Source organism: Cohaesibacter marisflavi (assembly GCF_963665895.2).
GTDB classification, from domain to species: Bacteria; Pseudomonadota; Alphaproteobacteria; order Rhizobiales; family Cohaesibacteraceae; genus Cohaesibacter; species Cohaesibacter marisflavi.
In genome coordinates this window covers 3,904,086-3,929,992 of record NZ_OY762534.1, presented here as the reverse complement: position 1 = coordinate 3,929,992, position 25,907 = coordinate 3,904,086, and the positions used below count along the sequence as shown (strand labels likewise).

25 protein-coding genes are annotated in these 25,907 nt (G+C 55.1%); 8 read left to right on the top strand and 17 right to left on the bottom strand.

The window, feature by feature from the left end; translation table 11 throughout:
• Positions 1 to 63: 63 nt before the first annotated feature.
• The 3 genes from ACKPCT_RS18620 to htpX form a co-directional block, all read right to left on the bottom strand.
• The gene (locus ACKPCT_RS18620; RefSeq protein WP_090074590.1) at positions 64 to 408 is read right to left on the bottom strand and encodes a DUF6122 family protein; all 345 of its coding nucleotides are present in this window, start codon (positions 406 to 408) and stop codon (positions 64 to 66) included.
• Positions 409 to 612: 204 nt separating this feature from the next.
• Entirely contained in the window at positions 613 to 954 is a 342-nt protein-coding gene (locus ACKPCT_RS18615) for a hypothetical protein (RefSeq protein ID WP_319567616.1), read from the bottom strand.
• Positions 955 to 1,219: 265 nt separating this feature from the next.
• Entirely contained in the window at positions 1,220 to 2,206 is a 987-nt protein-coding gene (gene htpX / locus ACKPCT_RS18610) for a zinc metalloprotease HtpX (protein ID WP_319567615.1), read from the bottom strand.
• A gap of 109 nt (positions 2,207 to 2,315) precedes the next feature.
• On the opposite strand from htpX, the gene ACKPCT_RS18605 reads away from it, so the two are divergent.
• The gene (locus tag ACKPCT_RS18605; protein WP_090074585.1) at positions 2,316 to 2,612 is read left to right on the top strand and encodes a DUF1674 domain-containing protein; all 297 of its coding nucleotides are present in this window, start codon (positions 2,316 to 2,318) and stop codon (positions 2,610 to 2,612) included.
• A gap of 88 nt (positions 2,613 to 2,700) precedes the next feature.
• Here ACKPCT_RS18605 and mgrA read toward each other — a convergent pair whose 3' ends face one another.
• Positions 2,701 to 3,729: an L-glyceraldehyde 3-phosphate reductase gene (gene mgrA, locus ACKPCT_RS18600; protein WP_090074686.1), complete on the bottom strand. Its 1,029-nt coding sequence runs from the start codon at positions 3,727 to 3,729 to the stop codon at positions 2,701 to 2,703.
• Between the two features lie 129 nt (positions 3,730 to 3,858).
• On the opposite strand from mgrA, the gene ACKPCT_RS18595 reads away from it, so the two are divergent.
• Complete coding sequence (locus ACKPCT_RS18595) at positions 3,859 to 4,293, top strand: EamA family transporter (protein ID WP_319567614.1); 435 nt, start codon at positions 3,859 to 3,861, stop codon at positions 4,291 to 4,293.
• A 10-nt stretch (positions 4,294 to 4,303) separates the two neighbouring features.
• On the opposite strand, the gene ACKPCT_RS18590 is transcribed toward ACKPCT_RS18595, so the two are convergent.
• From ACKPCT_RS18590 to ACKPCT_RS18580, 3 genes are all read right to left on the bottom strand, one after another.
• Complete coding sequence (locus ACKPCT_RS18590) at positions 4,304 to 5,155, bottom strand: urea carboxylase-associated family protein (protein ID WP_090074582.1); 852 nt, start codon at positions 5,153 to 5,155, stop codon at positions 4,304 to 4,306.
• Positions 5,156 to 5,258: 103 nt separating this feature from the next.
• Complete coding sequence (locus tag ACKPCT_RS18585; RefSeq protein ID WP_319567613.1) at positions 5,259 to 5,690, bottom strand: GNAT family N-acetyltransferase; 432 nt, start codon at positions 5,688 to 5,690, stop codon at positions 5,259 to 5,261.
• A 299-nt stretch (positions 5,691 to 5,989) separates the two neighbouring features.
• Positions 5,990 to 8,782 carry a bifunctional aconitate hydratase 2/2-methylisocitrate dehydratase gene (locus ACKPCT_RS18580; protein WP_319567612.1) on the bottom strand — a complete coding sequence of 931 codons (2,793 nt, stop codon included), beginning with the start codon at positions 8,780 to 8,782 and terminating at the stop codon, positions 5,990 to 5,992.
• 487 nt (positions 8,783 to 9,269) lie between these two features.
• Here ACKPCT_RS18580 and ccmA point away from each other — a divergent pair, with 487 nt between their 5' ends.
• The 5 genes from ccmA to ACKPCT_RS18555 all read left to right on the top strand — a co-directional run bounded on the left by ccmA (position 9,270) and on the right by ACKPCT_RS18555 (position 12,519).
• Positions 9,270 to 9,944, top strand: a complete 675-nt coding sequence (gene ccmA / locus ACKPCT_RS18575; protein WP_319567611.1) for a heme ABC exporter ATP-binding protein CcmA — start codon at positions 9,270 to 9,272, stop codon at positions 9,942 to 9,944.
• A gap of 20 nt (positions 9,945 to 9,964) precedes the next feature.
• A complete protein-coding gene (gene ccmB / locus ACKPCT_RS18570; RefSeq protein ID WP_319569441.1) occupies positions 9,965 to 10,624 on the top strand; it encodes a heme exporter protein CcmB in 660 nt (219 codons plus the stop codon).
• 154 nt (positions 10,625 to 10,778) lie between these two features.
• On the top strand, positions 10,779 to 11,597 hold the full coding sequence (locus ACKPCT_RS18565) for a heme ABC transporter permease (protein WP_319567610.1): 819 nt from the start codon (positions 10,779 to 10,781) through the stop codon (positions 11,595 to 11,597).
• Between the two features lie 52 nt (positions 11,598 to 11,649).
• Positions 11,650 to 11,829 carry a heme exporter protein CcmD gene (gene ccmD / locus ACKPCT_RS18560; RefSeq protein WP_319567609.1) on the top strand — a complete coding sequence of 60 codons (180 nt, stop codon included), beginning with the start codon at positions 11,650 to 11,652 and terminating at the stop codon, positions 11,827 to 11,829.
• 36 nt (positions 11,830 to 11,865) lie between these two features.
• Positions 11,866 to 12,519, top strand: a complete 654-nt coding sequence (locus tag ACKPCT_RS18555; protein ID WP_319567608.1) for a DsbE family thiol:disulfide interchange protein — start codon at positions 11,866 to 11,868, stop codon at positions 12,517 to 12,519.
• Here ACKPCT_RS18555 and ACKPCT_RS18550 read toward each other — a convergent pair.
• The 6 genes from ACKPCT_RS18550 to htpG form a co-directional block, all read right to left on the bottom strand.
• A complete protein-coding gene (locus ACKPCT_RS18550) occupies positions 12,516 to 12,869 on the bottom strand; it encodes a hypothetical protein (protein ID WP_319567607.1) in 354 nt (117 codons plus the stop codon). The two genes, ACKPCT_RS18555 and ACKPCT_RS18550, sit on opposite strands and share 4 nt — an antisense overlap.
• Before the next feature lie 146 nt (positions 12,870 to 13,015).
• On the bottom strand, positions 13,016 to 13,684 hold the full coding sequence (locus ACKPCT_RS18545; RefSeq protein ID WP_319567606.1) for a septation protein A: 669 nt from the start codon (positions 13,682 to 13,684) through the stop codon (positions 13,016 to 13,018).
• Between the two features lie 48 nt (positions 13,685 to 13,732).
• Positions 13,733 to 15,022, bottom strand: a complete 1,290-nt coding sequence (gene ftsY, locus ACKPCT_RS18540; RefSeq protein WP_319569440.1) for a signal recognition particle-docking protein FtsY — start codon at positions 15,020 to 15,022, stop codon at positions 13,733 to 13,735.
• 297 nt (positions 15,023 to 15,319) lie between these two features.
• Complete coding sequence (mtaB, locus tag ACKPCT_RS18535; RefSeq protein ID WP_090074566.1) at positions 15,320 to 16,576, bottom strand: tRNA (N(6)-L-threonylcarbamoyladenosine(37)-C(2))-methylthiotransferase MtaB; 1,257 nt, start codon at positions 16,574 to 16,576, stop codon at positions 15,320 to 15,322.
• A 6-nt stretch (positions 16,577 to 16,582) separates the two neighbouring features.
• The gene (dapF, locus tag ACKPCT_RS18530) at positions 16,583 to 17,473 is read right to left on the bottom strand and encodes a diaminopimelate epimerase (RefSeq protein ID WP_319567605.1); all 891 of its coding nucleotides are present in this window, start codon (positions 17,471 to 17,473) and stop codon (positions 16,583 to 16,585) included.
• A gap of 249 nt (positions 17,474 to 17,722) precedes the next feature.
• Positions 17,723 to 19,654: a molecular chaperone HtpG gene (gene htpG, locus ACKPCT_RS18525; protein WP_319567604.1), complete on the bottom strand. Its 1,932-nt coding sequence runs from the start codon at positions 19,652 to 19,654 to the stop codon at positions 17,723 to 17,725.
• A gap of 848 nt (positions 19,655 to 20,502) precedes the next feature.
• On the opposite strand from htpG, the gene ACKPCT_RS18520 reads away from it, so the two are divergent.
• The gene (locus ACKPCT_RS18520) at positions 20,503 to 20,856 is read left to right on the top strand and encodes a DUF2794 domain-containing protein (RefSeq protein WP_244544764.1); all 354 of its coding nucleotides are present in this window, start codon (positions 20,503 to 20,505) and stop codon (positions 20,854 to 20,856) included.
• Here ACKPCT_RS18520 and ACKPCT_RS18515 read toward each other — a convergent pair.
• The 4 genes from ACKPCT_RS18515 to ACKPCT_RS18500 all read right to left on the bottom strand — a co-directional run bounded on the left by ACKPCT_RS18515 (position 20,837) and on the right by ACKPCT_RS18500 (position 25,884).
• Positions 20,837 to 21,247 (bottom strand): hypothetical protein, encoded by a 411-nt coding sequence (locus tag ACKPCT_RS18515; protein ID WP_090074561.1) that lies wholly within the window; start codon positions 21,245 to 21,247, stop codon positions 20,837 to 20,839. The two genes, ACKPCT_RS18520 and ACKPCT_RS18515, sit on opposite strands and share 20 nt — an antisense overlap.
• 226 nt (positions 21,248 to 21,473) lie before the next feature.
• The gene (locus ACKPCT_RS18510; RefSeq protein ID WP_090074560.1) at positions 21,474 to 22,253 is read right to left on the bottom strand and encodes a Bax inhibitor-1/YccA family protein; all 780 of its coding nucleotides are present in this window, start codon (positions 22,251 to 22,253) and stop codon (positions 21,474 to 21,476) included.
• 283 nt (positions 22,254 to 22,536) lie between these two features.
• Positions 22,537 to 25,146 carry an ABC transporter permease gene (locus ACKPCT_RS18505; RefSeq protein ID WP_319567603.1) on the bottom strand — a complete coding sequence of 870 codons (2,610 nt, stop codon included), beginning with the start codon at positions 25,144 to 25,146 and terminating at the stop codon, positions 22,537 to 22,539.
• Between the two features lie 9 nt (positions 25,147 to 25,155).
• Positions 25,156 to 25,884: an ABC transporter ATP-binding protein gene (locus ACKPCT_RS18500; protein ID WP_319569439.1), complete on the bottom strand. Its 729-nt coding sequence runs from the start codon at positions 25,882 to 25,884 to the stop codon at positions 25,156 to 25,158.
• Positions 25,885 to 25,907: the final 23 nt, after the last annotated feature.

Genomic DNA, 25,907 nt, shown 5'->3' with positions numbered 1-25,907 from the left:
AAAAAGCCGCCTCGGGAGACCCCGCAGGCGGCTTTTTCATGATTAGGTTTTACCAAGCCGGTGCTAGAAAGTGCCACCCATGAAGCAGTCATTGGCATCCACCGCCAAATGGAACAACGCCCCAAGGCCGAACGCCCGTGCCCGCCAGTCTGGCACCAACACAAGCCCGACATAAACCACACCAGCCCAAAGCGTATGCAGCGGATGAAAACCGATGCTGCAACGGTTCGGATCAAAAATCGGGTCGGCCAAAAGATGGTCCACATCGATGACAATGGTAGCGACCATGACCAATGCAGCCTTGAGCCATATCTCTTTGGGAAAGAGCAACCGAGCCAGCACAAATGGCACCAGAAAATGCCCTGAATAATGCACAAGGGTGCGAAGCAAGTCGTAAGATCCGTCCACGTTGGCTCTCTTTGTCTAAACCCGGATTGTTACCAGAAAAGAGCCGCGTCAGCTTGAGCAGACAAGCCTTTCCTGCCTTTACAGGCGCTCTATCAAACATAGATCAATCGAAATCGCCAATAAAAAAACCCGGATCTAGATCCGGGTTTGAAAGTCACACGGCTTACGCGATCGATATTCACAAAACCAATGCAGACAATCTCTTTAGCCAGCGAACAGAGAAAAGACGCTGATACCAAAGGCCACAACAGTAATAATGACAAGCAGATAGAACCAGAAACGAACAGGAATGAAAAACAGGCTATCGCCCCGCTTCAAAAGAAGTTCCTCTCCACTATCCTTGTCGATAACCACTTTGCCCTTATCAGTACGGCCGAGAAGCGCCACAACGCCATAGGCCCCGATTGTCGCAAAAAGCGAAATAATGACAGGAGCAAAACCGGACTGAGGGCCAAGAAGGCTACCGGATACGAGAAAACCGATAAATGCACCGGCGAAGACACCAAGAGGAAGCAGAAGGCCCCAGCCTCTCCAGATCAAAAACATCGAATATTCCTTTTTCTTTTTCGTAGAGCCCCGTTTAGAACATGCCAATAAAGGCAAAAAAGGGGACAACAAACGCGAAATGGCAACTCTCAAGGAATTATGGAAACCTCCTAAGGTCCAGCACGGGAAAACCACCTGTTGCACAATGTCCCATAGTTGCATGGAACGCGCAGCCTATACCGGAGACATAAAAAAGCCCGGCTTAACCGGGCTCTTCCTATCTCCTGAATGATTCGTCTCAAGCTGCAACGCAGCCAATCTCCCCCTAGCCCCAAGGCCCGGGCTGATTGTCATCCCTTGGGGAAGAACTGCGCCCCCAAGGGCCGTCTGCGCCCGCATCCTGTTGCATCTGGCCGCGACGCTGGGAAGCTCCGAGCGTACCGCCACCACTTACCTTGAGAGGGCTCTGTCCGCCATACCATTCAGACTGCAGCGACTGCAGCGCATCGATCCGATTCTGCGTATCGGGGTGGGTGGAGAAGAGATTATCCATCTTCTGCCCCGATAGCGGGTTGATAATGAACATATGGGCCGTTTCAGGATGCTGTTCGGCGGTCACATTGGCCGTGCGCCCCGCAGCGTTGGCAATCTTGGCCAGCGCCGTAGCCAGCCACATGGGCTGACCGCAGATTTCAGCACCGGTCTTGTCAGCCGCATATTCCCGCGTCCGGCTGATGGCCATCTGCACGATGGACGCTGCCAACGGAGCCAGAATCATGATGGCAATCGTGCCGATGATACCGCCCCTTTCCCTGCTGCCGCCAAAAAACATCGCAAAGTTGGCGAGCATGGAAATGGCACCCGCAAAGGTCGCCGTCACGGTCATGGTCAGAATGTCGTAATTCTTGATATGCGCCAGCTCATGGGCCATCACGCCAGCCACCTCTTCATAGGTCAGCCGGTTGAGCAGGCCCGTCGAGGCAGCAACAGCAGCATGCTGCGGACTACGTCCGGTGGCGAACGCATTGGGCTGATCGGAATTGATGACATACACCTTGGGCATGGGCAGCCCGGCAGACTTGGCCAGCTTCTGCACAATCTCGTAATATTCAGGAGCCGTACGCGCATCCACCTCCATGGCGTTGTGCATGCGCAGCACCATCTTGTCCGAATTCCAATAGCTGAACACATTCATGCCCAGCGCAAAGATGAAGGCAATCATCATGCCTCCCGAGCCACCGAGCAAATAGCCGATGGCCATGAACAGGCCCGTCATGGCGGCCAGCAATAATGTGGTACGGAAGAAATTCATGCCAAATCTATCCTTCTTTATGGCGCACAGCGATTGGATCGCATTATAATATCCTATATGGTGCCGCACGAGACCCATTTTCAAGATAGGAAAGCAAGGGAGCAAATTTATGGCAGACGAAGCCCCGAAAAGACAGACGGTTGACGTCGACTCCCCTCAGTTCAAGAGCACGGAAGAACGCGTCGCCGATACTGCCAAGCCGAAAGAAGAGCCAAGACCACGCCGCAAGTTTGAGGATCTGCCCCCCGCAGCCCAGCGCGCGCTCATGGAAGCGGAACAGCGCCGCAAGGAACGCGATGCACTGAAAGTCAGTGCAGACCGCCCCAAAGAATTCAATGGTCGCGGCGGTCTCGATCCATCACGCTATGATGATTATGAAATCGACGGTCGTGCCATCGATTTTTGATACGATCACACAGCGATCAACAAAAGGGCGAACGGCTTGGCCGCTCGCCCTTTTTTCGTTTTTCAATAAGCCACAAAGACCGGGTCAATCACAGATCGGATGATTTCTTCCAGATATTGATGTCCTCATCCTGCGCATAAAGATCAATCTCAGCCAGTTCTTCCGCTGTGAAATCAAGATTCGCTACCGCACCTGCGCAGTCAACGATCTGCGACGCACGAGACGCCCCGATCAGTGCCGTGGTAATACCCTCATCACGCAGCACCCACGCAATCGCCATCTGCGCCAACGTCTGACCGCGACGAGCGGCAATCTCATTGAGCTTCTTGAGATGCTCGACAGCGCGATCCGTGATCATTTCCTTTTTGAGAAAACGACCGGAAGCAGCACGCGAATCAGCCGGAATACCGTTGAGATATTTGTTGGACAACATGCCCTGAGCCAATGGCGTAAAGGCAATCGAGCCCACACCGAGCTCCTTGAGCGTATCCTTCAGACCATCGCGTTCAACCCAGCGGTTGAGCATATTATAGCTCGGCTGATGGATAAGGCACGGCGTACCAAGTTCATTGAGAATCTTGACCGCTTCCCGCGTTCGCTGGGAATTGTAGGACGAAATGCCCACATAGAGCGCCTTGCCCTGACGCACCAGCGTATCTAGCGCCCCCATGGTTTCTTCCAACGGCGTATTGGGATCGAAGCGGTGGGAATAGAAAATGTCGACATAGTCGAGCCCCATACGCTTGAGGGATTGATCGCAGGACGCGATCAGATATTTCCTGCTACCCCATTCCCCATAAGGCCCCGGCCACATGTCATAGCCTGCCTTTGAAGAAATGATCATTTCATCGCGATAGGGTTTGAAGTCGGTCTTGAGAATGTCACCGAAGGCTTCTTCGGCAGCACCAGCAGGCGGGCCATAATTGTTGGCCAGGTCGAAATGGGTAATGCCCAGATCAAATGCGGTCCGACACATTTCCTGCTTAGTGAAATGCGGTGTGTCATAGCCAAAGTTGTTCCAGAGCCCCAGCGAAACCGCTGGCAACTTGAGTCCTGATTTGCCACACCGACGGTAAGGCATGGTGTCATAGCGTTTATCAGATGCAGTATAAATCATATCTTCCCTCCAACGTTCAAACGTCATTGCGCCACCCCGACTTGGCTCTTGCCAAAGCGTGGGAGAGGTCACAAAATTTCACTCTTTCAAACTCGAATCCGTTCGTCCTCTGGCGAGCACGAGGAAACAATGAGAAATCTAATCCTTTCATGGCAGTTCTGGGCCATTCTTTCGGCCTGCTTTGCTGCATTAACGGCCATTTTTGCCAAGGTCGGCGTATCCGGTATTGGGTCGGATTTCGCAACCTTCATACGCACGATCGTTATTCTGTTCGCTCTGGCAGCCATGCTCAGTGCGACAGGCGGCTGGGACAGCCTTTCCAGCCTATCGTCAAAATCAATCCTCTTTCTGTTCCTTTCCGGTCTGGCCACAGGCGCATCATGGATTTGCTATTTCCGCGCCCTCAAAATCGGACAAGCCTCTCAGGTTGCCCCCATAGACAAAATGAGCGTTGTGCTCGTTGCCATCTTCGGCGCTCTCTTCCTTGGCGAACAGCTCTCCATTGGTGGCTGGCTCGGCGTTGGCTTCATCGCCACAGGAGCCGTGCTCGTTGCCCTTTTCTAAGCTCAAACCTTCAGCAGCCGTGACTGCCATCATAAGCATTCACAGCAGGGCTTTGCCAGCCCTCCAGGCTTCCCGCAGCAGGCTTATAGACTTCCATCTTCAAGGGATAGCATTGTGCCGCATCACTGGAATGTTCTGATGAGCAATCCCCGCCCGGACAGGCACTCTGCACTGCCAAAAGATCAATCTCGGCAAACAGCCCCAGAGTATCGCCGGGCCGCACCGGGCTGGCCTTCATGAAATATTGCCCCGTATCCCGCGTAAAGCCGGTGCACATGAAGACATTGAGCACATCATGTACATATTTCTCAGCTTCAGGCAGGCTGAGCCCGCGCGCCCGCGCCAAAGCGCGCGTCAGATTCGAATGGCAACAATAGTGATAATCCACCCCGTTGAGCACACGCCCCGTATAGGGATCACAGCGCGTACCAATCACGTCATGCACCGAGCCACCATATTCATCGATGCCATACCATGCCAGCGTGTCTTCCATAACGGTCGCCATCGGCCGCATATAGGGAAAGCTCGACCAGAGCTGATCACCAATGCTCACATGGGTTCCATGCAGCGCGCGGGTCTTGCCTGAATAAAAACGCTCGTCGAGATTGCCGCTGTTGAAGAGATCAAGATCCCCCACCTGCGGCCCTTCCGGACAGATGATGCGCAGCAGATGCCCTGCAGGCACCTCAATGCTGGCAGCATCTCGCGCCGGAATGATGACTTCATCAATCTTCTCGGCCCCCTCAAAAGCAGCCTGATAAAGCCCGATATCCGGCTTGGGCAAGGTCTCGGTCGGATAGCAAATAACGGGTTTGATCGCGCGACGCGCGTCTGCATCAGCGGGTGGAACGATGTTGGACATGGGAAAACTCGATTTGGAAGGATATTCTTTTTTATCAGTCTGACAGAAAAGCGGCAACCAGCGCAAGAAAAAATCCGGCGCGCAGTGGCGCCGGGCTGTTTCGTTAAGCTGTCACCTCATAGGTGAGCTGTAACAACGGAAAACCCGAATGCGGGTCACTCACCTGCTTATCGCCGGTGAAGCCATAGGCTGTGTAAAAGCGCCGTCCGATAGCGTTGTCGACAAAGACCTCAACCGTCAAGGATCCCTTCTCTGCCAAAGCCTTATCGACAAGCGCCCGCCCTATGCCCTCGCCATGATGAGAGGGGTCGACAAACAGTCCGCCTATATAGGCGTCGATCAGTCCGATAAAGCCGACAATTGCGCCATCGCGCACAAAGACCCATGTCTCGGCTTGCGGGAGATAGACCTCTCGGGTCAACCGCTCGGCCTCGATCATAAAGTCGGCAGGAAGAAAGGAATGCGCCAGTTCGCTGGCAGATTGCCAGATGGCAATCACGGCGTCGGTGTCTTCAGATGTAAATGTCCGGATCATGATGTGATATCCAGTTTTCGTCCGGAAAGGCTGGTGCCGTTCCGGTTTCATTGCTTCGCTAAAAATGGTCGCACAAACAGTGACTGCTGGCGCAACGCGCCGCAGGTCTCACACGGTTCATGCAATTGGAAGCATCTGCGGCTTCCCTTTTCAGCGGGACATCAAAACTCCTCTATCCATCAACATATCCTGGATAAGCGCCCCCACCTTCACAGTCAAGCAAGCAAAAAGCCCGACGCTCTTTCGAACGCCGGGCTCTTAATTCGATATCAAGGAGAGCGAAGCTCAACCGAATGATCCTAGAAATGCACAGACCGCGAGGTGCCCGGAATTTCCTTTGGAGGGGCAAACTTGGTCAGGTCAATGCCTTCAACCGCAGTCTTGTATTCCTCAAGGGTTGGCGTGCGGCCAAGGATTGCAGAGAGAACGACAACCGGCGTGGAGGCCAGCAAGGATTCGCCCTTCTTCTCGGAGCTGTCTTCCACAACACGGCCCTGGAAGAGGCGTGTGGAGGTTGCCAGAACGGTGTCACCCTTCTCGGCTTTTTCCTGGTTACCCATGCAGAGGTTACAGCCCGGACGCTCCAGATAGAGAATATTCTCATATTCGGTACGCGCAGCGCTCTTTGGTGCCAGATCATCAAATTCAAAGCCTGAATATTTCTGAAGCACGTCCCAGTCGCCTTCTTCCTTCAGCTCATCAATGATGTTGTAGGTCGGTGCGGCAACAACGAGCGGCGCCTTGAACTCGACCTTGCCTTTGGCAGCCTCGAGATTGCGCAGCATCTTGGCAACGATTTTCATGTCACCCTTATGCACCATACAAGACCCGACAAAGCCCAGATCAACCTTCTTCTCTGCATGATAGTAGGAGATCGGACGGATCGTATCATGGGTATAGCGCTTGGAAACGTCGGCATTGTTGACATCTGGATCGGCAATCATCGGCTCGACGATCTCGTCCAGATCAACCACGACTTCTGCGAAATATTGCGCATTGTCGTCAGGACGCAGAGCCGGTTTCTCACCAGACTTGATCTCGTCAATGCGTTTGTTCGCCTTGTCGATCAGACCCTGCAGAACCTTCTTCTCATTGTCCATGCCCTTGTCGATCATTACCTGAATGCGGCTCTTGGCCAGTTCAAGCGACCCGATCAGGGTTTCATCGTTGGAGATACAGATGGAAGCCTTGGCTTTCATTTCTGCGGTCCAGTCAGTGAAGGTGAAGGCCTGGTCAGCCAACAGTGTGCCGATATGCACTTCAATCACTCGGCCCTGGAAGACATTGTCTCCATGCTGTTTGAGCATCTGCGCCTGAGTTGCATGCACCACATCACGGAAATCCATATAATCAGCCATAGTGCCCTTGAAGGTCACCTTGACGGATTCCGGAATAGGCATGGAGGCTTCGCCCGTGGCCAGAGCCAATGCAACGGTGCCTGAGTCGGCCCCGAAGGCAACACCCTTTGACATGCGGGTATGACTGTCGCCACCGATAATAATGTCCCAGTCATCAACGGTCAGATCGTTCAGCATCTTGTGAATGACGTCCGTCAGCGGCGGATAGACATCTTTCGGGTCACGACCGGTGATGAGACCAAAGTCATTCATGAATTTCATGAGCCGCGGAATATTCGCCTGCGCCTTGAGATCCCAAACGGACGCTGTATGACAGCCAGACTGATAGGCCCCGTCCAGCGTTGGCGAGATCACGGTTGCCGCCATGGCTTCCAGTTCCTGCGATGTCATCAGGCCCGTAGTATCCTGCGAGCCGACGATATTCACCTTGACGCGCACGTCCGAACCAGCGAGCAGTGGCAAATCGGAGTTCACGCCCACGGCATTCTTGTTGAAGATTTTCTCGACAGCCGTCAGGCCCTGCCCTTCATTGGTCACTTCCTTGGGTGGCGCAAAGACGGTCGGTGCTTCAATGCCAAGGGTTTCGGCAGCAAATGTCTGCAGCTTCTTGCCAAAGACAATCGCATAGGAACTGCCAGCCTTCATGAATTCAAGCTTCTGCGGCGTGAAGGATCTGGAAACATCCGTCAGCTCTTCAGAGCCATCCTCATTATAAAGCTTCTTCTCTTTGGTGTTGATCTTGAGAACAGTGCCCGTCTCGACGGAATATTTCTGTTCGAGAACAGGGTTGCCATCATTATTCAGAATTGGTTTGCCATCCGGATCAACCTTCTTGACCCAGTTTTTAAGGTCAAGACCAATACCACCGGTCACATCGACCGTGGTCAGGAAGATCGGCGAAATACCGTTGGTACCGGCAACCACCGGAGCGAAATTGACGAACGGCACATAAGGGCTGGCAGGCTTGCCGGTCCACAGCGCCACGTTGTTAACGCCAGACATGCGCGAAGAGCCCACACCCATGGTGCCTTTTTCCGCCACCAACATGACACGTTTTTGCGGATGCTGCAGCTTCAGTGCTTCAATTTCCTTCTGTGCCTTTTCCGAGATCATGCATTTGCCATGCAGTTCGCGGTCGGAGCGGGAATGGGCCTGATTGCCCGGAGACAGAAGGTCGGTGGAGATATCGCCTTCGGCGGCGACATAGGTAACCACTTCCACTTCTTCGTCCACGTCGGGAAGCTTGGTGAAGAATTCTGCCTTCGCATAACTCTCCAGAACGTCTTTGGCAATCGCGTTGCCAGCCTTGTAGGCGCTTTCGAGGCGTTCCATATCGGCTTCATACAGGAAGACCTGCATTTTCAGCACTTCGGCGGCCTGTTTGGCAATGGCATCATCATCACCAAGAGCAAGATCGAGCAGAACCTCGATCGACGGTCCACCCTTCATATGGGAGAGAAGCTCAAAGGCATAAGTCGGAGTGATTTCCTCAACGACTTCATTGCCCAGAATGATCTCTTTAAGAAAGGCCGCTTTTGCCCCCGCTGCGCTCGTGGTCCCGGGCAGCGTGTTATAGATGAAGTGGTGAAGTGAATCGGCCCGGTGCTCGTTGCCGGTGTCCTTGATCTGCGCAATAATCTCATTCAAGAGAGCGGCATCATCAATAGGCTTGGGGTGCAACCCTTGAATCTTGCGAGTTTCGATTTCGTCTAGATAGTCTGTATATAAGGTCATATCGGTCCCAGCTTATTCGTTAACGCTCAACCATTTTCTTCCCATTAAACGTGGTGAGAAGAAAATGGCATTTCAACTGCCGTCCTGAATCAATGAGATCAACGTGCAATGCTTCGACAAAAGGCCATTGCTCCAACGTCGATCATCACCTATTTGTGCAGATCATGCGCCCGAGCCAACAAAAGGGCACATGCAGTGCAATGATTGAAAGAAAATGCTCACGAGAAGATCTCAAAAAGCCGGTTTTCCGCCCAAAAAGAGCGCAACATTACCCGACCTCGCGAGAACCGCAGGCATCAAACAAGCCATTTTTATGATCTTTTACTACTGATTGCTAGATAACCGATGGTCTTGACTGTGCTTTTTTATAGCTGGAATATGCAAAAGACAGGCTGGACAGCCCCAAGCAGGAAAATCCAGATAAAAGAATGAAATTCAAGGCAAGATTTGGTTTCCAATACAGATCCCAGCGGTGAGTAACCAACCATTGACTCTTCAAGAAGACACAAAGCTTTTAAGCGTTCATAATTTGGGATGTATCCGTGGAGGCCGTCCTGTCATCGAGAATATTTCCTTCGACCTGCCCGGAAGCAAGGCGCTTGTGGTGACCGGCCCGAACGGCATAGGAAAATCATCCCTGCTGCGCACATTGGCGGGCCTCATCAAGGCCCATGCCGGTTCCATGACGCTTGAGGGGGCCGAGGACGACCTATCTGTCGGCCAGCAAGCCCATTATTTTGGCCATGCCGACGCTATCAAGCCAGCCCTGTCTTGCAGGGAAAATCTCAAATTCTGGCAAACCTATTATGGCCACCCCACCCGCAGTCCCTATCAGGCAATGATCGAAGTGGGGATCGAGGATCTCATCGACCTGCCTGCGGCCTATCTCTCCGCCGGTCAGCGCCGACGTCTGTCGCTGGCGCGCCTGCTGGTCAGCTACCGCCCCCTCTGGCTGCTCGATGAGCCGACCTCGGCGCTCGACAAGGCATCCGAACACAAGCTGGAGGTTCTGATGGCAGAGCACTTGATTGAGGGCGGCCTGATCATTGCCGCCACCCATGCGCCTCTTGGACTGGTCGACCCGCTGCGCCTGCATCTTGACCGCAATCTGGCCAGCGAGCCCGCGCTTGATGACGCTTTGAGCGAACCAACCGCCCACTAGGAGAGCAGAATATGTCAGCCATGGGTGCCCTCTTTGTACGGGATCTAAAACTGTCCATCCGGATCGGCGGCGGTGCGCTCATGGGCGTGCTGTTTTTCCTGATCGTCGTCACCATCTTTCCCTTTGCCGTGGGGCCAGATCTCAATCTTCTTGCCCGCATCGGCCCGGCCATTCTATGGATCGGAGCCCTGCTGGCGACGCTGCTTAGCCTGGATCGACTGTTTCAGGCAGATCAGGAAGACGGCACGCTGGACCTTCTGCTGCTGGGCGAACATCCGCTGGAGCTGGTGGTGCTGGTCAAATGCGCAGCTCAATGGATCTCCACCGGCCTGCCTCTGGTGGTCGCAACCCCGCTTCTGTCGCTGTTTCTCAATGTGGAGCCGGTCGGCATTGCCGCCGTAACTGCCACCTTACTTGTCGGCACGCCAGCACTCACGCTCATTGGCGCGGTGGGTGCGGCCCTGACGGTGATCCTGAGGCGCGGCGGTTTGCTGCTTTCGATTCTCATTCTGCCGCTGACGATCCCCGTACTGATCTTTGGTGTCAGCGCATCCCTTGGCGCGGTCACAGATCCTGCGCCTTTTGATACGCCATTCTACATTCTATGCGGCCTATCGCTTCTCTATCTGGTAATCGGCCCCGTGGCCGCCGCAGCCGCCTTGAGGAGTTCGCAGGAATAGCAGAAAGTCGGCGCGCAAAAGCGGCTTTGTTACAAAATCGTAATTCGCGCGCCTTTCATCTCGTGATATTTGTCTAGAAACCCGGCGCGCTTTTCGGTGACCAACCGAACAAGCCGCCCCCTTCGCGGGGCTCGACCAGACCGCAGGACGCTTGATGACTGAGACCAAACAAACATCTTTCCGGATTAGAGACCTGGCCAATCCAACGCGCTTTCTCGCATTGCTTGACAAGATCATGATCCCGCTCGTTATTCTCACGGTGGTCGTAATCGGCGTAGGGCTCTATATGGCGTTGATTGATTCCCCGGAAGACTATCAGCAAGGCGCCACGGTCCGGATCATGTATATCCATGTACCTGCTGCGTGGCTGGCCATGTTCGCCTATACCATGATGACCATTTCCGCCCTCGGCACGTTGGTCTGGAAGCACCCGCTGGCTGATGTTTCGGCTAAGGCTGCAGCCCCTCTGGGCGCGGCTTTCACCTTCGTGTGCCTGACCACCGGCAGTTTCTGGGGCAAGCCCATGTGGGGCACTTGGTGGGTTTGGGATGCACGGCTCACCTCCATGCTCATTCTGCTGATCATCTATCTTGGGCTCATCGCCCTCTGGCACGCCATCGAAGACCCGATCAAGGCAGGCAAGGCCGTCGCCATCCTCACCCTTGTGGGCTTTATCATCATCCCGATCATCAAATTCTCGGTCGACTGGTGGAGCACCCTGCATCAGCCCGCCAGCGTCTTCACACTCGAAGGGCCCAAGATGGACAATTCCATGTTGATCCCCTTGATGGTGATGGCAATCGGCTTCACGCTGCTTTTCACCGTGTTGCATTTCAAAGCCATGAAAAACGAAATTCTGCGACGCCGCATCCGCTCGATGCAAATGCAGGCCGCCCGTCAGGTCGCCTCCGGCAATCGGGCCGCAGCCACTCAGGCAGCCAGCCCTTCCACCGGCCCTTCGGCCTCACACTGACGCGCAAAGGCACCTGAGATACTTGGGGCAAAAGCAGAGCAAGGAGAACAGCATGTTTGGAAATTACGCCGGTTTCATTCTCGCCTCCTATGGCGTCACCGCTGCAACCATCCTTGTCTTGATCCTGTGGGTCCTGCTGGATGGGCGCAAACAGACCAAAATTTTGGCCCAATTGCATGAGAGAGGTATTCATCGCCGCTCCGAACGCACAAAAGCGGCCACACATTCCTAATCTGACACGTCACATCCTGCGAGCAGAACGACCAGCATGAGCGAAGACAACAAAACGCCCGAAAACCAGACGACCGAACAAGCACCAAGCGAAGAAGCGGCCCCTTCCAAGCGCGGGTTCAATATCTTTATCCTGCTGCCATTGCTCATCTTTGTCGGCATGGCGCTATTGTTTGGCTATCAGATGCAATTCGGGCGCAACCCCAATGAAGTGCCCAGCGTGCTGATCAACAAGCCCGCACCAGAGTTTGACCTGCCGCCGCTGGATGCCAGCTTCGGCATTCGCCGCCCCGATGGCGGCATCATTCCCGGTTTCAAGACCGAGGATTTCAAGGAAAAGGTTGCCGTCGTCAATGTCTGGGCATCCTGGTGTCCCACATGCCGCGACGAACATCCGCTGCTCATCGAGATGACCAATGACAATCGCTTCGACCTCATCGGCCTTGCCTACAAAGACGAACCGGCCAACTCGGCCCGCTTCCTGAAAAATCACGGCAACCCGTTTGACAAGGTCGGCATGGATGTTTCAGGCCGCGTCGGCATCGACTGGGGCGTCTATGGCGCGCCGGAAACCTTCATTGTCGATAAAAAAGGCATCATCCGCTACAAGCATATTGGCGCCCTGACCAAACGCTCCATCGCCGAAAATTTCATGCCCAAACTGGAAAAGATTCTGGCAGAGGCCAATTAAGGCAGTGCGCGGATGCTGTCTGCAAGACGGACGCAGTTGGTTTCAAGGTCAGCTTTATCGGTGTGATAGATCAAGTCGCAGAAGCTTCGCTGACCATTGCCTTCCTTGATCATCTGCATGCTTCTGGCCAACTCTCCCTTTGAGAGCACCCGTTCGCGTTTTGCGATCTGGCTGCTTTGCGCAATCAGGCCAATGCAGCGGCAGCAATATCCCAGATGCGCAAATGTTTCTTTAAAGAAAATCCAGTTCGTGCGGCGCACAGGATAGGCGACAATCACCCCCTGCCCGCTATCAAGCAACTTGATGCACAAAGACGCAATGCTCTTGTTGGTTTGCAAACTGGAATCCAACCAGCGCTCCGTCTTACAATGATCATCGCCGTCGATGAAAGCAAGTGCCAGACGCTCTGCCCCAGAGATGTCTTACCCACTCCTATAGGCCCGTCAAACAGAAACACCTGAGGTTTCATCTCGTAAGACTTTCATATGCAGCCGGCTCAGGCTTCTTCTTCCTTGCCCGGCGCGTAGCGATTGAGCAGGGGCATCTGGAAGGCCCCGAAAACCATCGTCAGCGGCATGACACCAAAGACCTTGAAGTCCACCCAGACGTCGGTGGAGAAATTGCGCCAGACAATCTCGTTGAGGAACGCCAGCACAAAGAAGAAAATGCCCCAGCGAATGGTCAGAATGCGCCAGCCTTCTGCATTGAGCTCAAACACGGAATCAAACACATAGCCCAGCAGGCTCTTGCCAAACAGCAAGCCCCCAAGCAGAACCGATCCGAACAGCACATTGACGATGGTCGGTTTCATCTTGATGAAGGTGTCATCCTGAAGATAGAGCGTCAGCCCTCCGAAAATGAACACCACAACACCGGTGACCATGGGCATCACGGGCAGCTTACCAAGCTTGACTCGGGAAATGACCAGAGAGATCACGGTGGCAACCATGAAACAGGCTGTGGCGATGAAGATCGGCTTCATGCCAGCAAGCGCCGGTATCCAGTCTGCCAGCATTTCGCCCTTGGCATTGGCAAAGAAGAAAATGCCAAGTGGCCCCAGTTCCAGAACCAGCTTGAGAAGCTGGGCCTTGTCCAACTGCGGCTCGGCCGCCTGCTGTGCGCTCCCCTCAGAAGCATCCTTGCCGGGATATTCGGAATTGCTCATGCTATGCCTTTATTTGCCTGTTCAATATGCCTGCGAACAGGCCTGTTCTCAATTGTCTGCCAACCCAGCAATGGCTCGTGCGAAATCACGTGATGCGAATGGCTCCAGATCATCAACGCCTTCGCCAACACCGATGAAATGCACCGGCACCTTGTGCTTGGCTGAAATGGCAACGAGAATACCACCCCGCGCCGTGCCGTCCAGCTTGGTCATGACAAGGCCCGTAACGCCCGCCATCTTGGTGAAGACCTCAACCTGATTGAGCGCATTCTGCCCCGTGGTCGCATCCAGCACCAACAGCACCGAGTGCGGAGCCGCTTCATCATGCTTCTTGATCACGCGGACGATCTTTTCCAACTCGGCCATCAGCTCGGTGCGATTTTGCAATCGCCCAGCGGTATCGATCAGAAGAACATCCATGTCCTTCTCTTTCGCTTCCAGCATCGCATCATAAGCCAACCCGGCGGCATCAGCCCCCACTTCGCGGGCAATCACGGGTGCGCCCGTGCGTTCGCCCCAGACCTTCAGCTGGTCAATGGCAGCCGCTCGGAAGGTATCGCCAGCGGCCATCATGACCTTTTTGCCATCGGCGCGGAATTTCTGCGCCAGCTTGCCGATCGTGGTGGTCTTGCCTGCGCCGTTGACCCCGATCATCAGGACCACATGCGGACCGCTGGCCGGCTTTGTGATCTCCAGCGGCTTGGCCACCGGCTCCAGCACCTTGTCCACCTCGTCGGCGAGAATTTCCTGTACTTCCTTGTCAGACACTTCCTTGTTGTAGCGCCCGTCAGAAAGGCGCTCCGTGATCGTCATCGCCGTTTCAACGCCAAGGTCGGCCTGAATGAGAATGTCTTCCAGATCCTGCAGGGTGTCGTCATCAAGCTTGCGCTTGGTAAAGATCGAGCTGATCCCTTCACCCAACGCCCCTGAAGAGCGCGACAGCCCCTGTTTGAGCCGCTCGAACCATGAGAGCTTTTTCGCTGGCGTTTCTGCTTCTTCAGTAACTGTTGCTGGCTCAACGACTGGTTCAAGCACGTCAGCGGCGTCGTCCGCAGGTGCGCTTTCGGCAGCAATCTCTGGGAGCTCAGGCTCTTCAGCCACTGCCTCAATAGCTTCTTCCGGTCCGTCTTCCTCGGCAGCTGGCGCGTCTAGTGGTGCAGGGGCCTCTTCCAAGGGAGTATCATCGACCGCATCCTCTTCCAGAACAACGGCTTCTTCCGCTTCAAGCGCGGCCAGATCGGCCTCGGAGACAGCCTCACCGGCTTCCTCTCCCAGCTTGTCTTCGGCGAGCTCCTCGGCGTCGGATGCAACGGCTCCGGCAGGGACATCCCCGCCCATAATGGCCACATCCACTTCTTCGACAGCATCGCCAGCATTGCCTGTATCGTCACCAGCAGCCGCAACCACCGCTTCAGCTTCGGTCTCAACAGGCGTCGCTTCCGTCGCCTCCTGGGCAGGATCGGCAACATCCTCGCCTTCCGCCTCCAGAGCCTTGTCCTTGACTTGCTCTTCGGGCGTGTTCTCCTCGGACGAGCCGAACAAACGCGAGAAAAATCCTTTTTTGGCCACGATCCTACTCCCTGATCGAAAAACGCGCTCGAAAGCGCAAGGCGGCGCGCATCTATATGCGGACGATCAAAGCCCGACCGCCATCAAATGGCGCTGGCTGGCATCCACGACGCGCGCAGCAACAATATCACCTGAATCGCCTTCTGCAATCTCCGTAAGCGTAAATTGCTCAGTGCGGGCAAGACCTTTCCCCTCTACAAGCAATCGCACCTCACGCCCGATCTGGCTTTGAAGATGGCGCTGCAGGGCCGCTTCCCCCGCTTCACGCAACCGGGCAGCCCGTTCGCGAATGACCGGACCACGCACCTGCGGCATCCGCGCTGCGGGTGTTCCGGGCCGAGCGGAATATGGGAACACATGCAAATGGGTCAGATCGCACTCTTCGACAATATCAAGGCTGCGCTGGAACATCTCTTCGGTCTCGGTTGGGAACCCGACAATGATATCCGCCCCGAACACCATATCCGGCCGCAACGCGCGCACATCCTTGCAAAAGGCAATGGTATGTTCGCGATTATGCCGCCGTTTCATGCGCTTGAGGATCATATTGTCTCCCGACTGCAAAGAGAGATGTAGATGCGGCATCAGGCGCTCTTCATTGGCAATGCAGTCCATCAGGTCCGGATCGGCCTCGATGGAATCAATCGATGAAATGCGCAGACGCGGCAGATCCGGTACATGCTTGAGAATGGACTTGACCAACGTGCCCAACTTGGGCTGACCGGGCAGATCTGCCCCGTAAGAGGTGATATCCACGCCCGTGAGCACCACTTCCGCATAGCCATTGTCCACCAGTTTGGTGATCTGCTCGACAATCGGCCCCATCGCAACAGAGCGGGAATTGCCCCGCCCGAAAGGAATGATGCAGAAGGTACAGCGATGGTCGCAGCCATTCTGGATCTGCACGAAGGCACGGGTGCGCCCTTCCAGCCCGTCAATCAGATGCAGCGCCGTTTCGCGCACACTCATAATGTCGTTGACGCGGATCTTCTCTGGTAGCGGCACACCGAAGTCAGGCACGGCCTTATAGCTCTCGGCCCGCAATTTCTCATCGTTGCCAAGCACCAGATCCACCTCTTCCATGGAGGCAAACCGCTCGCTCTCGGTCTGCGCGGCGCAACCGGTCACGATGATGCGGGCATCGGGATTGTCCCTCTTCGCCTTGCGAATCTGCTGGCGGGCCTGACGCACCGCTTCGCTGGTTACAGCGCAGGTATTCACAAGAATGGCATTGTCCAGCCCGGCTTCATCGGCCTGCTGTTTCATCACTTCGGATTCATAGGTGTTCAAGCGACATCCGAAGGTAAGAACCTTGATTGTCATATAAGGCTACTCCACGCTGCCTGCTGGCAGCTTGCGCCAGGAGAGATCTGCAAGATCAATCTCACCGGCATATTCCAGTTCTGTCCCACCGGACATCATGATGTGCTCATCCGCTTCGCGCCACTCGATCGTGAGGTCGCCACCGGGCAAATGCACCAGCACGGTGCGGTCGGTCATCTTGTTGCGAATGGCCGCCACCGTGGCAGCACAGGCAGCCGTGCCGCACGCCTGCGTAAGGCCCACGCCGCGTTCCCAGACCTTGAGGGTCATCTCGCTGCGATTATGCACCTGCGCCAGAGAGATATTGGCCCGCTCCGGAAAGATCATGTGATTTTCCAGCAGCGGTCCGTTCACTTCCAGCCCATAGCTCTCGACATCATTCTTCACCCAGAAAATGGCATGCGGGTTGCCCACATTGACCACCGAGGGGGAATGAAGAATAGGCGCATCAATCGGTCCGACTTGCAGTTCAATGACACGGGTATCTTCGAAAGGTTCGGAAAGGGGGATATCCTGCCAGCCGAATTTCGGCACGCCCATATCCACCGTCACCATGCTTTCATCATCACAGCGATAGCCGATCAGCTTGCCGACCACTGTTTCGATCACCGCCCGATTGACGCCGCTCTCGGCCATCATCAGCCGCCCGACACAGCGGGTCGCGTTGCCACAGGCTTCCACCTCGCCACCATCGGCATTGTGAATGCGCATAAAAACATCCCCGCCAGCGGGCGACTTTTCAAGCGTGATGAACTGATCGCAGCCCGGTCCGGTCTGATGGTTGGAAAGTGCGCGCACGGCATCGGCCCCAAGTTGGGGCTTGGTCTTTCGGGCATCGATCACGATGAATTCGTTGCCAAGACCATTCATTTTCAAGAATTGCACGTGCGGGGCCATTTCTCAGCCATTCCTGCTTGATCACTTTGCTGATCATTATGATGGGAAGGAGAGCCCGATCCGTATCTGGGCTCTCGGTTTTCTCGTTCTATATGGCGAAACTGGGCGCAAATTACCACCCCCGAAACCGGGAGGCACCTCTTCACCTTTACAAGAGTGCTGCTAATACAACAAAAAAGCCGCGAAAGATACCCTCCTTCGCGGCTTGATGTCATCCAATCGCGCCGATTGGTTTATGCGGCAGGTCTCTTACTTGAGACCCGACATCATCACCTTGCTGAGGCGTGTGGCAAAGTCGGCCGGATTGGTCGGATGTTCGCCATCCAGAATAAGCGCCTGATCGAGCAACAGATGCGCCCCGTCTTCTACGCTGGCCTTGTCGCTGGCAGCCTTATACTGGTCAGCCAGCATGCGAATGAGGCTGTGATCCGGATTAACCTCAAGAATTGGCTTCATTCCGACCTCAGCGCCCTTCTGACTGCGCATCAGTTTTTCCAACTGACGATCCGGACCATAATCCGGAGCCACAATGCAAACCGGGCTCGTTGCCAGACGAGCAGAAATGCGCACGTCAGACACGGCCTCCCCGAGGGTTTCCTTAACGAAGGTCACCAGCTCGGCCACATCGCCCTGTTCCTTGGCCTTGTCTTCCTCGCTCTTGCCCTTGTCTTCTTCCTTTTCCGGCTTCTCGATCAAATCGAGATCGGCACCGCCCTGGGAAATAGACTTGAAGCTCTTGCCATCAAAGCCAAGCGCTGTCTGCACCCAGAAGGCATCCACTGCATCAGAGAGCAGCAGAACCTCTACATCGCGCGCCTGATAGCCTTCAAGCTGCGGGCTGGCCAGAATGGCTTCCTTGCTGTCGCCGAGCGCATAATAGATCGCGGTCTGGTTTTCCTTCAGATCCTCGACATATTGCGCCAAGGTGCGGTTGTCGCCCTTGGTGGTGTTGAAGCGCACCAGCTTGAACAACTGATCGCGACGCTCGGGATCTTCATAAAGGCCTTCCTTGATGACCGGGCCGAAGGCTTCCCAGACGGAAGCAAATTTCTCTTCTTCCTTGTTGGCCAGCTTTTCCAGCTCGCTGAGAATGCGATTGGTCACGCCTTTGGAAATGGCATTGAGGATCGGGTTGTCCTGCAACATTTCGCGGGAAATGTTGAGCGGGATATCCTCGCTGTCCACGACACCGCGCACAAAGCGCAGATAAGCCGGCAGCACATCTGCATCATCGGTGATGAAGACACGACGCACATAAAGCTTGATGCGGCCCTTGCGGTTTGGATCAAACAGATCAAACGGCTTATGCTCAGGCACGAAAGCCAGCACGTTATATTCCGTCCGCCCTTCAGCGCGATAATGGATCGTCAGGGCCGGATGGTCGAACTGGCCAGCCGTATGCTGATAAAACTCGGTATATTGCTCTTCGGTGATGTCCGACTTCGGCTTGATCCAGAGTGCGGAGCCATCGGTCAGCTCTTCCTCGTCAATCGCCTTGGCTTCTTCATTGTAGCTCATCAGGCGGATCGGTACGGGCACATGAGAGGAATATTCGCGTACGACGCGGCGAATGGTTACCGGATCGGCAAAACTCTTTTCGTCTTCCTTCAGATACAGCGTGATCTTGGTGCCGCGCACCGGCGCGTCTTCATCGCTTGCCGGGGCAATCTCGTAAGACCCCATGCCATCGGACGACCAGCGCCATGCTTCATCGGCTCCGGCGCGGCGGGAAACGACTTCTACGCTGTCGGCCACCATGAAGGCGGAATAGAAACCGATACCGAACTGGCCGATCAGGGCCGAACCATCTTCGCCATTGGAGCTGCTGGCAAGCTGATCAAGAAAGGCGCGGGTGCCGGAGCGGGCGATCGTGCCAAGATTGTCGATTAGCTCTTCCTTGCTCATGCCAACGCCGTTATCGACAACCTTCAGCGTTCCAGCCTTGCCATCAGAAGACAGTGTGATCTTGAAAGTGGGGTCGTTGCGCGTCAGATCGGAATTGGTCAGAGCCTCATGGCGCAATTTCTCGCAGGCATCCGCCGCGTTGGAAATCAGCTCACGCAGGAAAATTTCCTTGTTGGAATAGACGGCATGCACCATCAGGTGGAGCAGTCGGGAAACCTCGGCTTCAAACGAATGGGTCTCGGCGCCCGCAGCAGCAGTTTGCGCTTCATCAGTCATGACAGATGTCCTTCCTTATCAGCATCGCCGGAAGCAGCCGCTTTGGCCCAAATCCGGCAACCAGATTGATCGCCTTTCTGCAAGGTTCATCCGCCTCCCCGCCTCGCAAGCACGAGAAGAGCAAAAGGATACCCCGGAAAACTGCAAGAAAGACGGTTTTCAGCACAGGATCTAGCAATGCTGCCGGTGAGTTTCAAGATGGGAAGGGCAAAGCAGAGCCCAAAAAAAACGGGATGCGCTAAGGCATCCCGTGAAGGAGCTGTTGGGATGTTGACCGCTATCGGGAATCCGAAGGACAAATGACCTCTATCGAACGCTTGCCGAGCAAGCTGCTCGAGCCATTGAAATCAAAGCTCAAGCAGACCAAGCTTAACAATCAGGTTCATGGACATAAGTCAGAGGGGGCAGAGTCCCATGTCCAATCAATGAACCGTACCGCGATGCAACATATCTGATATTGGTCCCCACCTGCGACTTTCCAAGGGCCGAAATAAGGCAATTGTGTGATTTTCCTATGCCGATCAATCAGATAACACCACGATCAGTCATCCGGTCAGGCCCCCATCGCCAGGTGACAGGAGACCAGATCCTCCACGAAAGAAAGCGAATGCTTCTCTACCCATATCTTGCTTTAAAACAGAATAATCGTGTCCCCCTCTATGAACTTTGCGACAAGCCCCTTGCTGGTTCGGGTCTCCACTCTTGCCAAGCGGGCGTTTTACAGCAATCATATCTCTTGAGTTTTCGAAGATCGGCGCCACATTAGGTGTCATGCCTTCCATGACCACGAACAAACGGAGGATCGCTTGCTCGATAATTCTGATGAAAGTGTGACCTCACTGGCAAGTCTGCGTCCGGCAACAACGACAGGCCATTCGAACCAACAGCCAAAGCCACCTCAGCAAATCTGTTTCCATCGCATGGAGCTGACGAATATTCTCAACGTTTACGGACGCATGGTGGCAGCAGGCGAGTGGCGCGACTACGCCATCGACACACTGAAAGACCGGGCGGTCTTTTCCATCTTCCGACGATCAAGCGAAATGCCCATTTACCGCATCGAGAAAAATCCCAAGCTCGCCCGCCGTCAGGGCGCCTACAGCCTCATTTCGCAACAGGGCCAGATTCTCAAACGCGGTCACGAGCTGGATTCCATCCTCAAGCTTCTCAATCAGAAACTGCTCAAGGTCGTGGAAAGCTAGGCACGAAAAACAGATGGCGCCGGCTCCAGAGCGCCCACACGGCCCAGAAAGCAAACAGCGTGAAGGGCATAAAGAGATAGGAGCCGGGCTTGAAATCCCCCGTCAGCCCGTCCCTGACCAGAATGAAGGTCATGGAATAGAAATAGAGCCCGTTCGCCATCTGCGCACAGAGCCAGCCGAACGCATGCTGGCGCATTAGCCCTATCGAGCCAATCAACAACAAAGGCACCGACCAGACGAGATCGGCCACCCCGATTCCGAACGTCGTCGCCAACGCTGTCGTTGGTGCCGTACCAAAGACCCCGTCCCAAAAATGGAAGGCCACCAGCCCCCAGAAAAGCAGATGAACCATGGCGGCAACAAAATTGACGCCTGCGATGAGTTTGATCACGACAAATCCTCCCCTATCCCGCAAATATCCTTACAAACAAGGCCGCACAGTATGAGGCGACACCTTACCTATGTCGCGCGAGAGCCAAGCGTCAATGTGACCGATTTTGTCGGGAATGGCCCCAATTGAAAGACAGGGCAAGACGCACCATATCTATGGCATCAAACGAAAAAAGCCGCCCCGAATGGAGCGGCTTTTTCTAATTCAGCAGAGCGCTGTTCTATGCCTATTCGCGGTTGCCAAGCAGCTGCAGAAGCATGATGAACAGGTTGATGAAGTCCAGATACAGTCGCAGAGCGCCCATGATGGCTTTCTTGCCAGCGACTTCGGAGCTGTCACCTTCGAAATACATTTCCTTGATCTGCTGGGTGTCATAGGCGGTCAGGCCTGCAAAGACCAGAACACCGATCACAGACACGGCAAAGGCCAGTGCGCTGGACGCAAGGAAGATGTTGACGATCGAAGCGATCACGATACCGATCAGGCCCATGAACAGGAAGCTGCCCCAGCCAGACAGGCTCTTCGGCGTGGTGTAGCCATAGAGGCTAAGACCAGCGAAGGCTGCTGCGGTGATGAAGAAGACCTGCGTAATGGATGTCGAGGTATAAACCGCAAAGATCGATGAAAGGGAAATACCCATCAGCGCCGCGTAAGCCCAGAACATGGTCTGAGCAGCACTAGCGCTCATTTTCTGGATACGGAAGCTCAGGAACATTACCATCGCCAGAGGCGCAAACATCACGACCCATTTAAGCGGGCTGCCAAACAGTGTGTAACCAAGCTGGGTCACATACAGGCTACCGCTCACCTGAGCTACGGCCTGAGACGGATCCTGTGTAAAGGCGACAGTGTAAAGGCCATAGGCAAATACGCCGGTCACTGCCAGCGCAATGGCCATATAGTTATAGACCTTCAGCATATAGCTGCGCAGGCCCTGATCGATACGCGCCATTTCGGCGGCACGGCCACTCATATGCTGCGCGCTTTGACGGAAGTCATTCACCATGGTTTCTCCTCACAAAACTCAAAAGCTCGAACGGTTCGACTGACCAATCCGAAGTGTTCATGTCGTTGGTGGTCGCCGGACCTAATTTCAAAACCGACGTGTGTCCCATATATGGGTGGGTTCAGGCACCAGCTCAAGACCTTTTTGCGCAACAAACGGGATTCTATCGTCGAATTCACGCAAATGTCATCACTGGCCGCAAAGTTTGATGCACAATCCTTGCCCGACCCTTGTAAAAGCTTGAAAAGACTCGCCCAAGCTTCATTTGAAATCTTAACGCCAGTTAACCGTTACGCAGAATTCGGGCCGGTTTCCGGTTCAAACTTGACCATGTACCAATGAGACCAAGCAAAATTGTCAGAAGCATGGCAAGCACCACCACGATGGCCGAAACCAATGGCTGCCAGGCAAAGGCCATTTCCATCATCTCGGTCAGCACCAGATAAGCCGCCACATGGCCGATGATCAGCGCAAAGACTGCCGTAATCACGCCCAACAGACAATATTCCAGCGAATAGGCCTGCAAAACCTTACCACGGGTTGCCCCCAACGTCTTGAGGATCACCGCATCATAGATGCGTTCGCGTTGCCCAGCGGCCAAGGCCCCGGCGAGCACCAGAATGGAGGCAATAATGGCAAGCGATGAAGCCGCGCGCATGCCCCAGGCCAACTGGCGCACAAGATCATTGACCGTATCAAGCGCATCACCAACCCGAATAGAGGTGACAGCTGGAAAATCCTGCACAAGGGCCTTCATGATGGCCGATTCCCGTTGCCCAATTTGCTCGGCACTCTCCTTGCCATCAGGATCAAGGGTCAGAGTGGCAAGATGGGCGTGCGGCGCTCCGGCAAAGGTGTTGGGCGAGAAGACCATGACGAAATTGATCGCCAGAGACTGCCATTCCACCTGCCGCAGATTGTAAATCTTTGCCGAAATGGTGCGCCCAAGCACATTGACTTCCAAAATATCACCAATGGCCAGCCCCATTTCGTCAGCCAACTCGGCATCAAAGGAAAGCAGCGGCTCGCCGGAATAATCCTGAGGCCACCATTCGCCTTCCACCAGCGTGGAATTTTCAGGCAGATGGGCCGAATAGGTGATGCCACGATCCCCGCGCAGCACCCATTGCGCTCCGTCCGGCGCTTCGAAATCACGTGCAGCGATCCCCTTCAGCGTCACCAGCCGACCGCGCAACATCGGCACGCGCTGATGCATGCCTTCCGGAGCCATGGCTTCCAGTTCGGCTTCAAACTGATCGACCTCGGAATTCTGGATGTTCATGAAGAAGAAGTTTGGTGCCTTCTGCTGCAAATTGCCTGTCAGTTGCTGTTGCAGATTAAGATCGATCAGCACCAGCGTCACCAACAGACTGAGCCCGAGCCCGAGCGACAGCGCCACCGAAGGCGTCAACGCGCCGGGCCTATGCAGGTTGGCAATGGCAAGCCGCGGCACCACATGCCGAAAACGCGGCAACCTAGCAGCCACCTTCATGATGACGAAAGCCACGAACCGCAGCAGCAAGAAGACAATCACCATGCCCAAAAGGAAAGCCGCAGCCACATAGAGCACCTCTGCCGTTGCAAGAACCAGCCCCACCAGCAAAGCCCCAAGCGCCAGAACGATCAGCCAATCGCGTTTGCTGGCCCGATATTTGACCGGTGCGATCTGGTCACGAAACAGCGCCGTTGCCGGAATGGAACGGGTACGCAGCAGAGGGCGCATGGAGAAAAGCAGCGCAGCCAGCAGACCGAACAGAGCCGCCTTGCCCAACTGCAGCGGATGAAACAACGACGAAGACAGCGGCAAATTATCCGGTATCACAGCCTGCAGAATGAAAGGCACGAGCGCCGCGAAAAAGACACCGATCGCAATGCCAATGAAAGCAATAAAGACAATCTGCATCAGGTAGATGCCGACAATCAGCCAACTGGGCGCCCCAAGGCACTTATAACTGGCAATGGTCGTCTGCCGACCGGAGATGAAGGCTTGCACAGCATTGGCGATACCAACCCCGCCAGTGATCAGCGAGGCAAGGCCGACCAACACCAGAAAGGCCGCAAAGCGATCGATATTGCGCTTTAGCCCCTGCGCGGCATCGGCACGAGAGCGAATGCGCCAACCCGCATCGGGAAATTCTGCCCTTATCTGTTCAATAACGGCCTCGACTTGGGAAAGAGACGGATCACCATCCATCTTCAGCCGCGTGATCCAGCGCACGATGACGCCGGGCTGTAGCAGATCGGTTGCTTGCAGATCATCAAGCCCCATGATCACCCTTGGCCCGAAGGCGATGCCAGAGGCCAGCGCGTCCGGTTCGTCAGCAATGCTGTCTGCGATGGTGAATTGCTTGACCCCGATAACCAGCGGATCCCCAACCGAAAGCCCGAGCCGATCCAGAAGGAGCGGATCAACAATCAGCGAGCCGGGCGCAAGCGTCTTGCCATTGGTGGTCACCAGATCCCCGACCATGGGGTAATTGCCATCCACAGCCTTGATATCAATCAGCAACTGATCGGACGCATCAACCGTGCGCGCCATAGCCCTGAGGCTGGCCAACTGTGCCAATTGGCCAAACTGTCTCAAATAGGCGCGCTGCTCTTCAGTCGACGGCGTGTGAATGGCCGATAGCGAGATATCCCCGCCCAGAATCTGCCGTCCCTGCTCATTGAGACCACCGGTTAGCGCCTTTGAAGCCGAGCCGACAGCGCCAATGGCAGCCACGCCAAGAGCAATACAGGCCAGAAAAATATAAAATCCACGCAATCCGCCACGCATTTCTCTAAGTGCAAAGCGGAAGGCAAGGCGCAATGATGCCCAAATACCACGTGGCGCAGGCAAGCCGGGAAACGCATGCGCGCTGCCTGTGTCCTTATTCGAAGTCAGCTGATCCATAGCGCCCTCCTATTGAGCCGGATGGGCGGCATCATGGGGTGTTTCCACCAACTGGCCGGATTTGAGCCGCACCACACGCTCACATCGATCTGCAAGGCGCGGATCATGGGTCACCAGCATCAGCGTCATGCCCCGCTCTTTATGCAGGCGGAACATCAAATCGGAAATCTCCTGCCCCGTGTCTGCGTCAAGGTTCCCCGTCGGCTCATCGGCAATAAGAATGGAGGGACGCGGCGCCAGCGCACGGGCAATGGCCACGCGCTGCTGCTCACCACCGGAAAGCTCTGCCGGATAATGATGCACGCGATGCCCCAGCCCCACCGCTTCCAACTCGGCCTTGGCGACATCAAAGGCATCGCGGCGGCCAGCAAGTTCCAGAGGAATGGCGGTATTTTCAAGCGCTGTCATGGTCGGCACCAGATGGAAGGACTGGAAGATGATGCCAATCCGCGTGCCGCGAAACTGCGCCAACGTATCCTCATCCATTTGCGACAGATCGCTGCCCTCAACAAGCACCTTGCCCTGATCGGCTTGCTCAAGACCTGCCATCACCATCAGCAAGGTTGACTTGCCCGAGCCGGACGGCCCGACAAGGCCCACCGAGTGGCCGCTTTCGATGTCGAGATCGATGCCGCGCAGAATATCGACCCGTGAATTCCCTGCCCCGAGGCTCAAATAGACGCCATGCAGCGAAATAATCGCTTCTTTTGCAGTCTCTCCGTCTGCCGGATTGGCCATTGTTTTGGAAACTTCTTGAGCAA

What these genes read in the sequence shown, in the direction of transcription:
- ACKPCT_RS18585 (WP_319567613.1), bottom strand. Translation starts at nt 5,690, where the DNA reads ATGATCCGGACATTTACATCTGAAGACACCGACGCCGTGATTGCCATC.
- ACKPCT_RS18555 (WP_319567608.1), top strand. Translation starts at nt 11,866, where the DNA reads ATGAGCGAAGACAACAAAACGCCCGAAAACCAGACGACCGAACAAGCA.
- ACKPCT_RS18615 (WP_319567616.1), bottom strand. Translation starts at nt 954, where the DNA reads ATGTTTTTGATCTGGAGAGGCTGGGGCCTTCTGCTTCCTCTTGGTGTC.
- ccmB (WP_319569441.1), top strand. Translation starts at nt 9,965, where the DNA reads ATGGGTGCCCTCTTTGTACGGGATCTAAAACTGTCCATCCGGATCGGC.
- ccmD (WP_319567609.1), top strand. Translation starts at nt 11,650, where the DNA reads ATGTTTGGAAATTACGCCGGTTTCATTCTCGCCTCCTATGGCGTCACC.
- ACKPCT_RS18605 (WP_090074585.1), top strand. Translation starts at nt 2,316, where the DNA reads ATGGCAGACGAAGCCCCGAAAAGACAGACGGTTGACGTCGACTCCCCT.
- ACKPCT_RS18510 (WP_090074560.1), bottom strand. Translation starts at nt 22,253, where the DNA reads ATGGTGAATGACTTCCGTCAAAGCGCGCAGCATATGAGTGGCCGTGCC.
- ACKPCT_RS18500 (WP_319569439.1), bottom strand. Translation starts at nt 25,884, where the DNA reads ATGGCCAATCCGGCAGACGGAGAGACTGCAAAAGAAGCGATTATTTCG.
- ACKPCT_RS18595 (WP_319567614.1), top strand. Translation starts at nt 3,859, where the DNA reads ATGAGAAATCTAATCCTTTCATGGCAGTTCTGGGCCATTCTTTCGGCC.
- ACKPCT_RS18580 (WP_319567612.1), bottom strand. Translation starts at nt 8,782, where the DNA reads ATGACCTTATATACAGACTATCTAGACGAAATCGAAACTCGCAAGATT.
- mtaB (WP_090074566.1), bottom strand. Translation starts at nt 16,576, where the DNA reads ATGACAATCAAGGTTCTTACCTTCGGATGTCGCTTGAACACCTATGAA.
- htpX (WP_319567615.1), bottom strand. Translation starts at nt 2,206, where the DNA reads ATGAATTTCTTCCGTACCACATTATTGCTGGCCGCCATGACGGGCCTG.
- ACKPCT_RS18565 (WP_319567610.1), top strand. Translation starts at nt 10,779, where the DNA reads ATGACTGAGACCAAACAAACATCTTTCCGGATTAGAGACCTGGCCAAT.
- ACKPCT_RS18545 (WP_319567606.1), bottom strand. Translation starts at nt 13,684, where the DNA reads ATGAGCAATTCCGAATATCCCGGCAAGGATGCTTCTGAGGGGAGCGCA.
- htpG (WP_319567604.1), bottom strand. Translation starts at nt 19,654, where the DNA reads ATGACTGATGAAGCGCAAACTGCTGCTGCGGGCGCCGAGACCCATTCG.
- ftsY (WP_319569440.1), bottom strand. Translation starts at nt 15,022, where the DNA reads ATGGGCGGGGATGTCCCTGCCGGAGCCGTTGCATCCGACGCCGAGGAG.
- dapF (WP_319567605.1), bottom strand. Translation starts at nt 17,473, where the DNA reads ATGGCCCCGCACGTGCAATTCTTGAAAATGAATGGTCTTGGCAACGAA.
- ACKPCT_RS18505 (WP_319567603.1), bottom strand. Translation starts at nt 25,146, where the DNA reads ATGGATCAGCTGACTTCGAATAAGGACACAGGCAGCGCGCATGCGTTT.
- ACKPCT_RS18590 (WP_090074582.1), bottom strand. Translation starts at nt 5,155, where the DNA reads ATGTCCAACATCGTTCCACCCGCTGATGCAGACGCGCGTCGCGCGATC.
- mgrA (WP_090074686.1), bottom strand. Translation starts at nt 3,729, where the DNA reads ATGATTTATACTGCATCTGATAAACGCTATGACACCATGCCTTACCGT.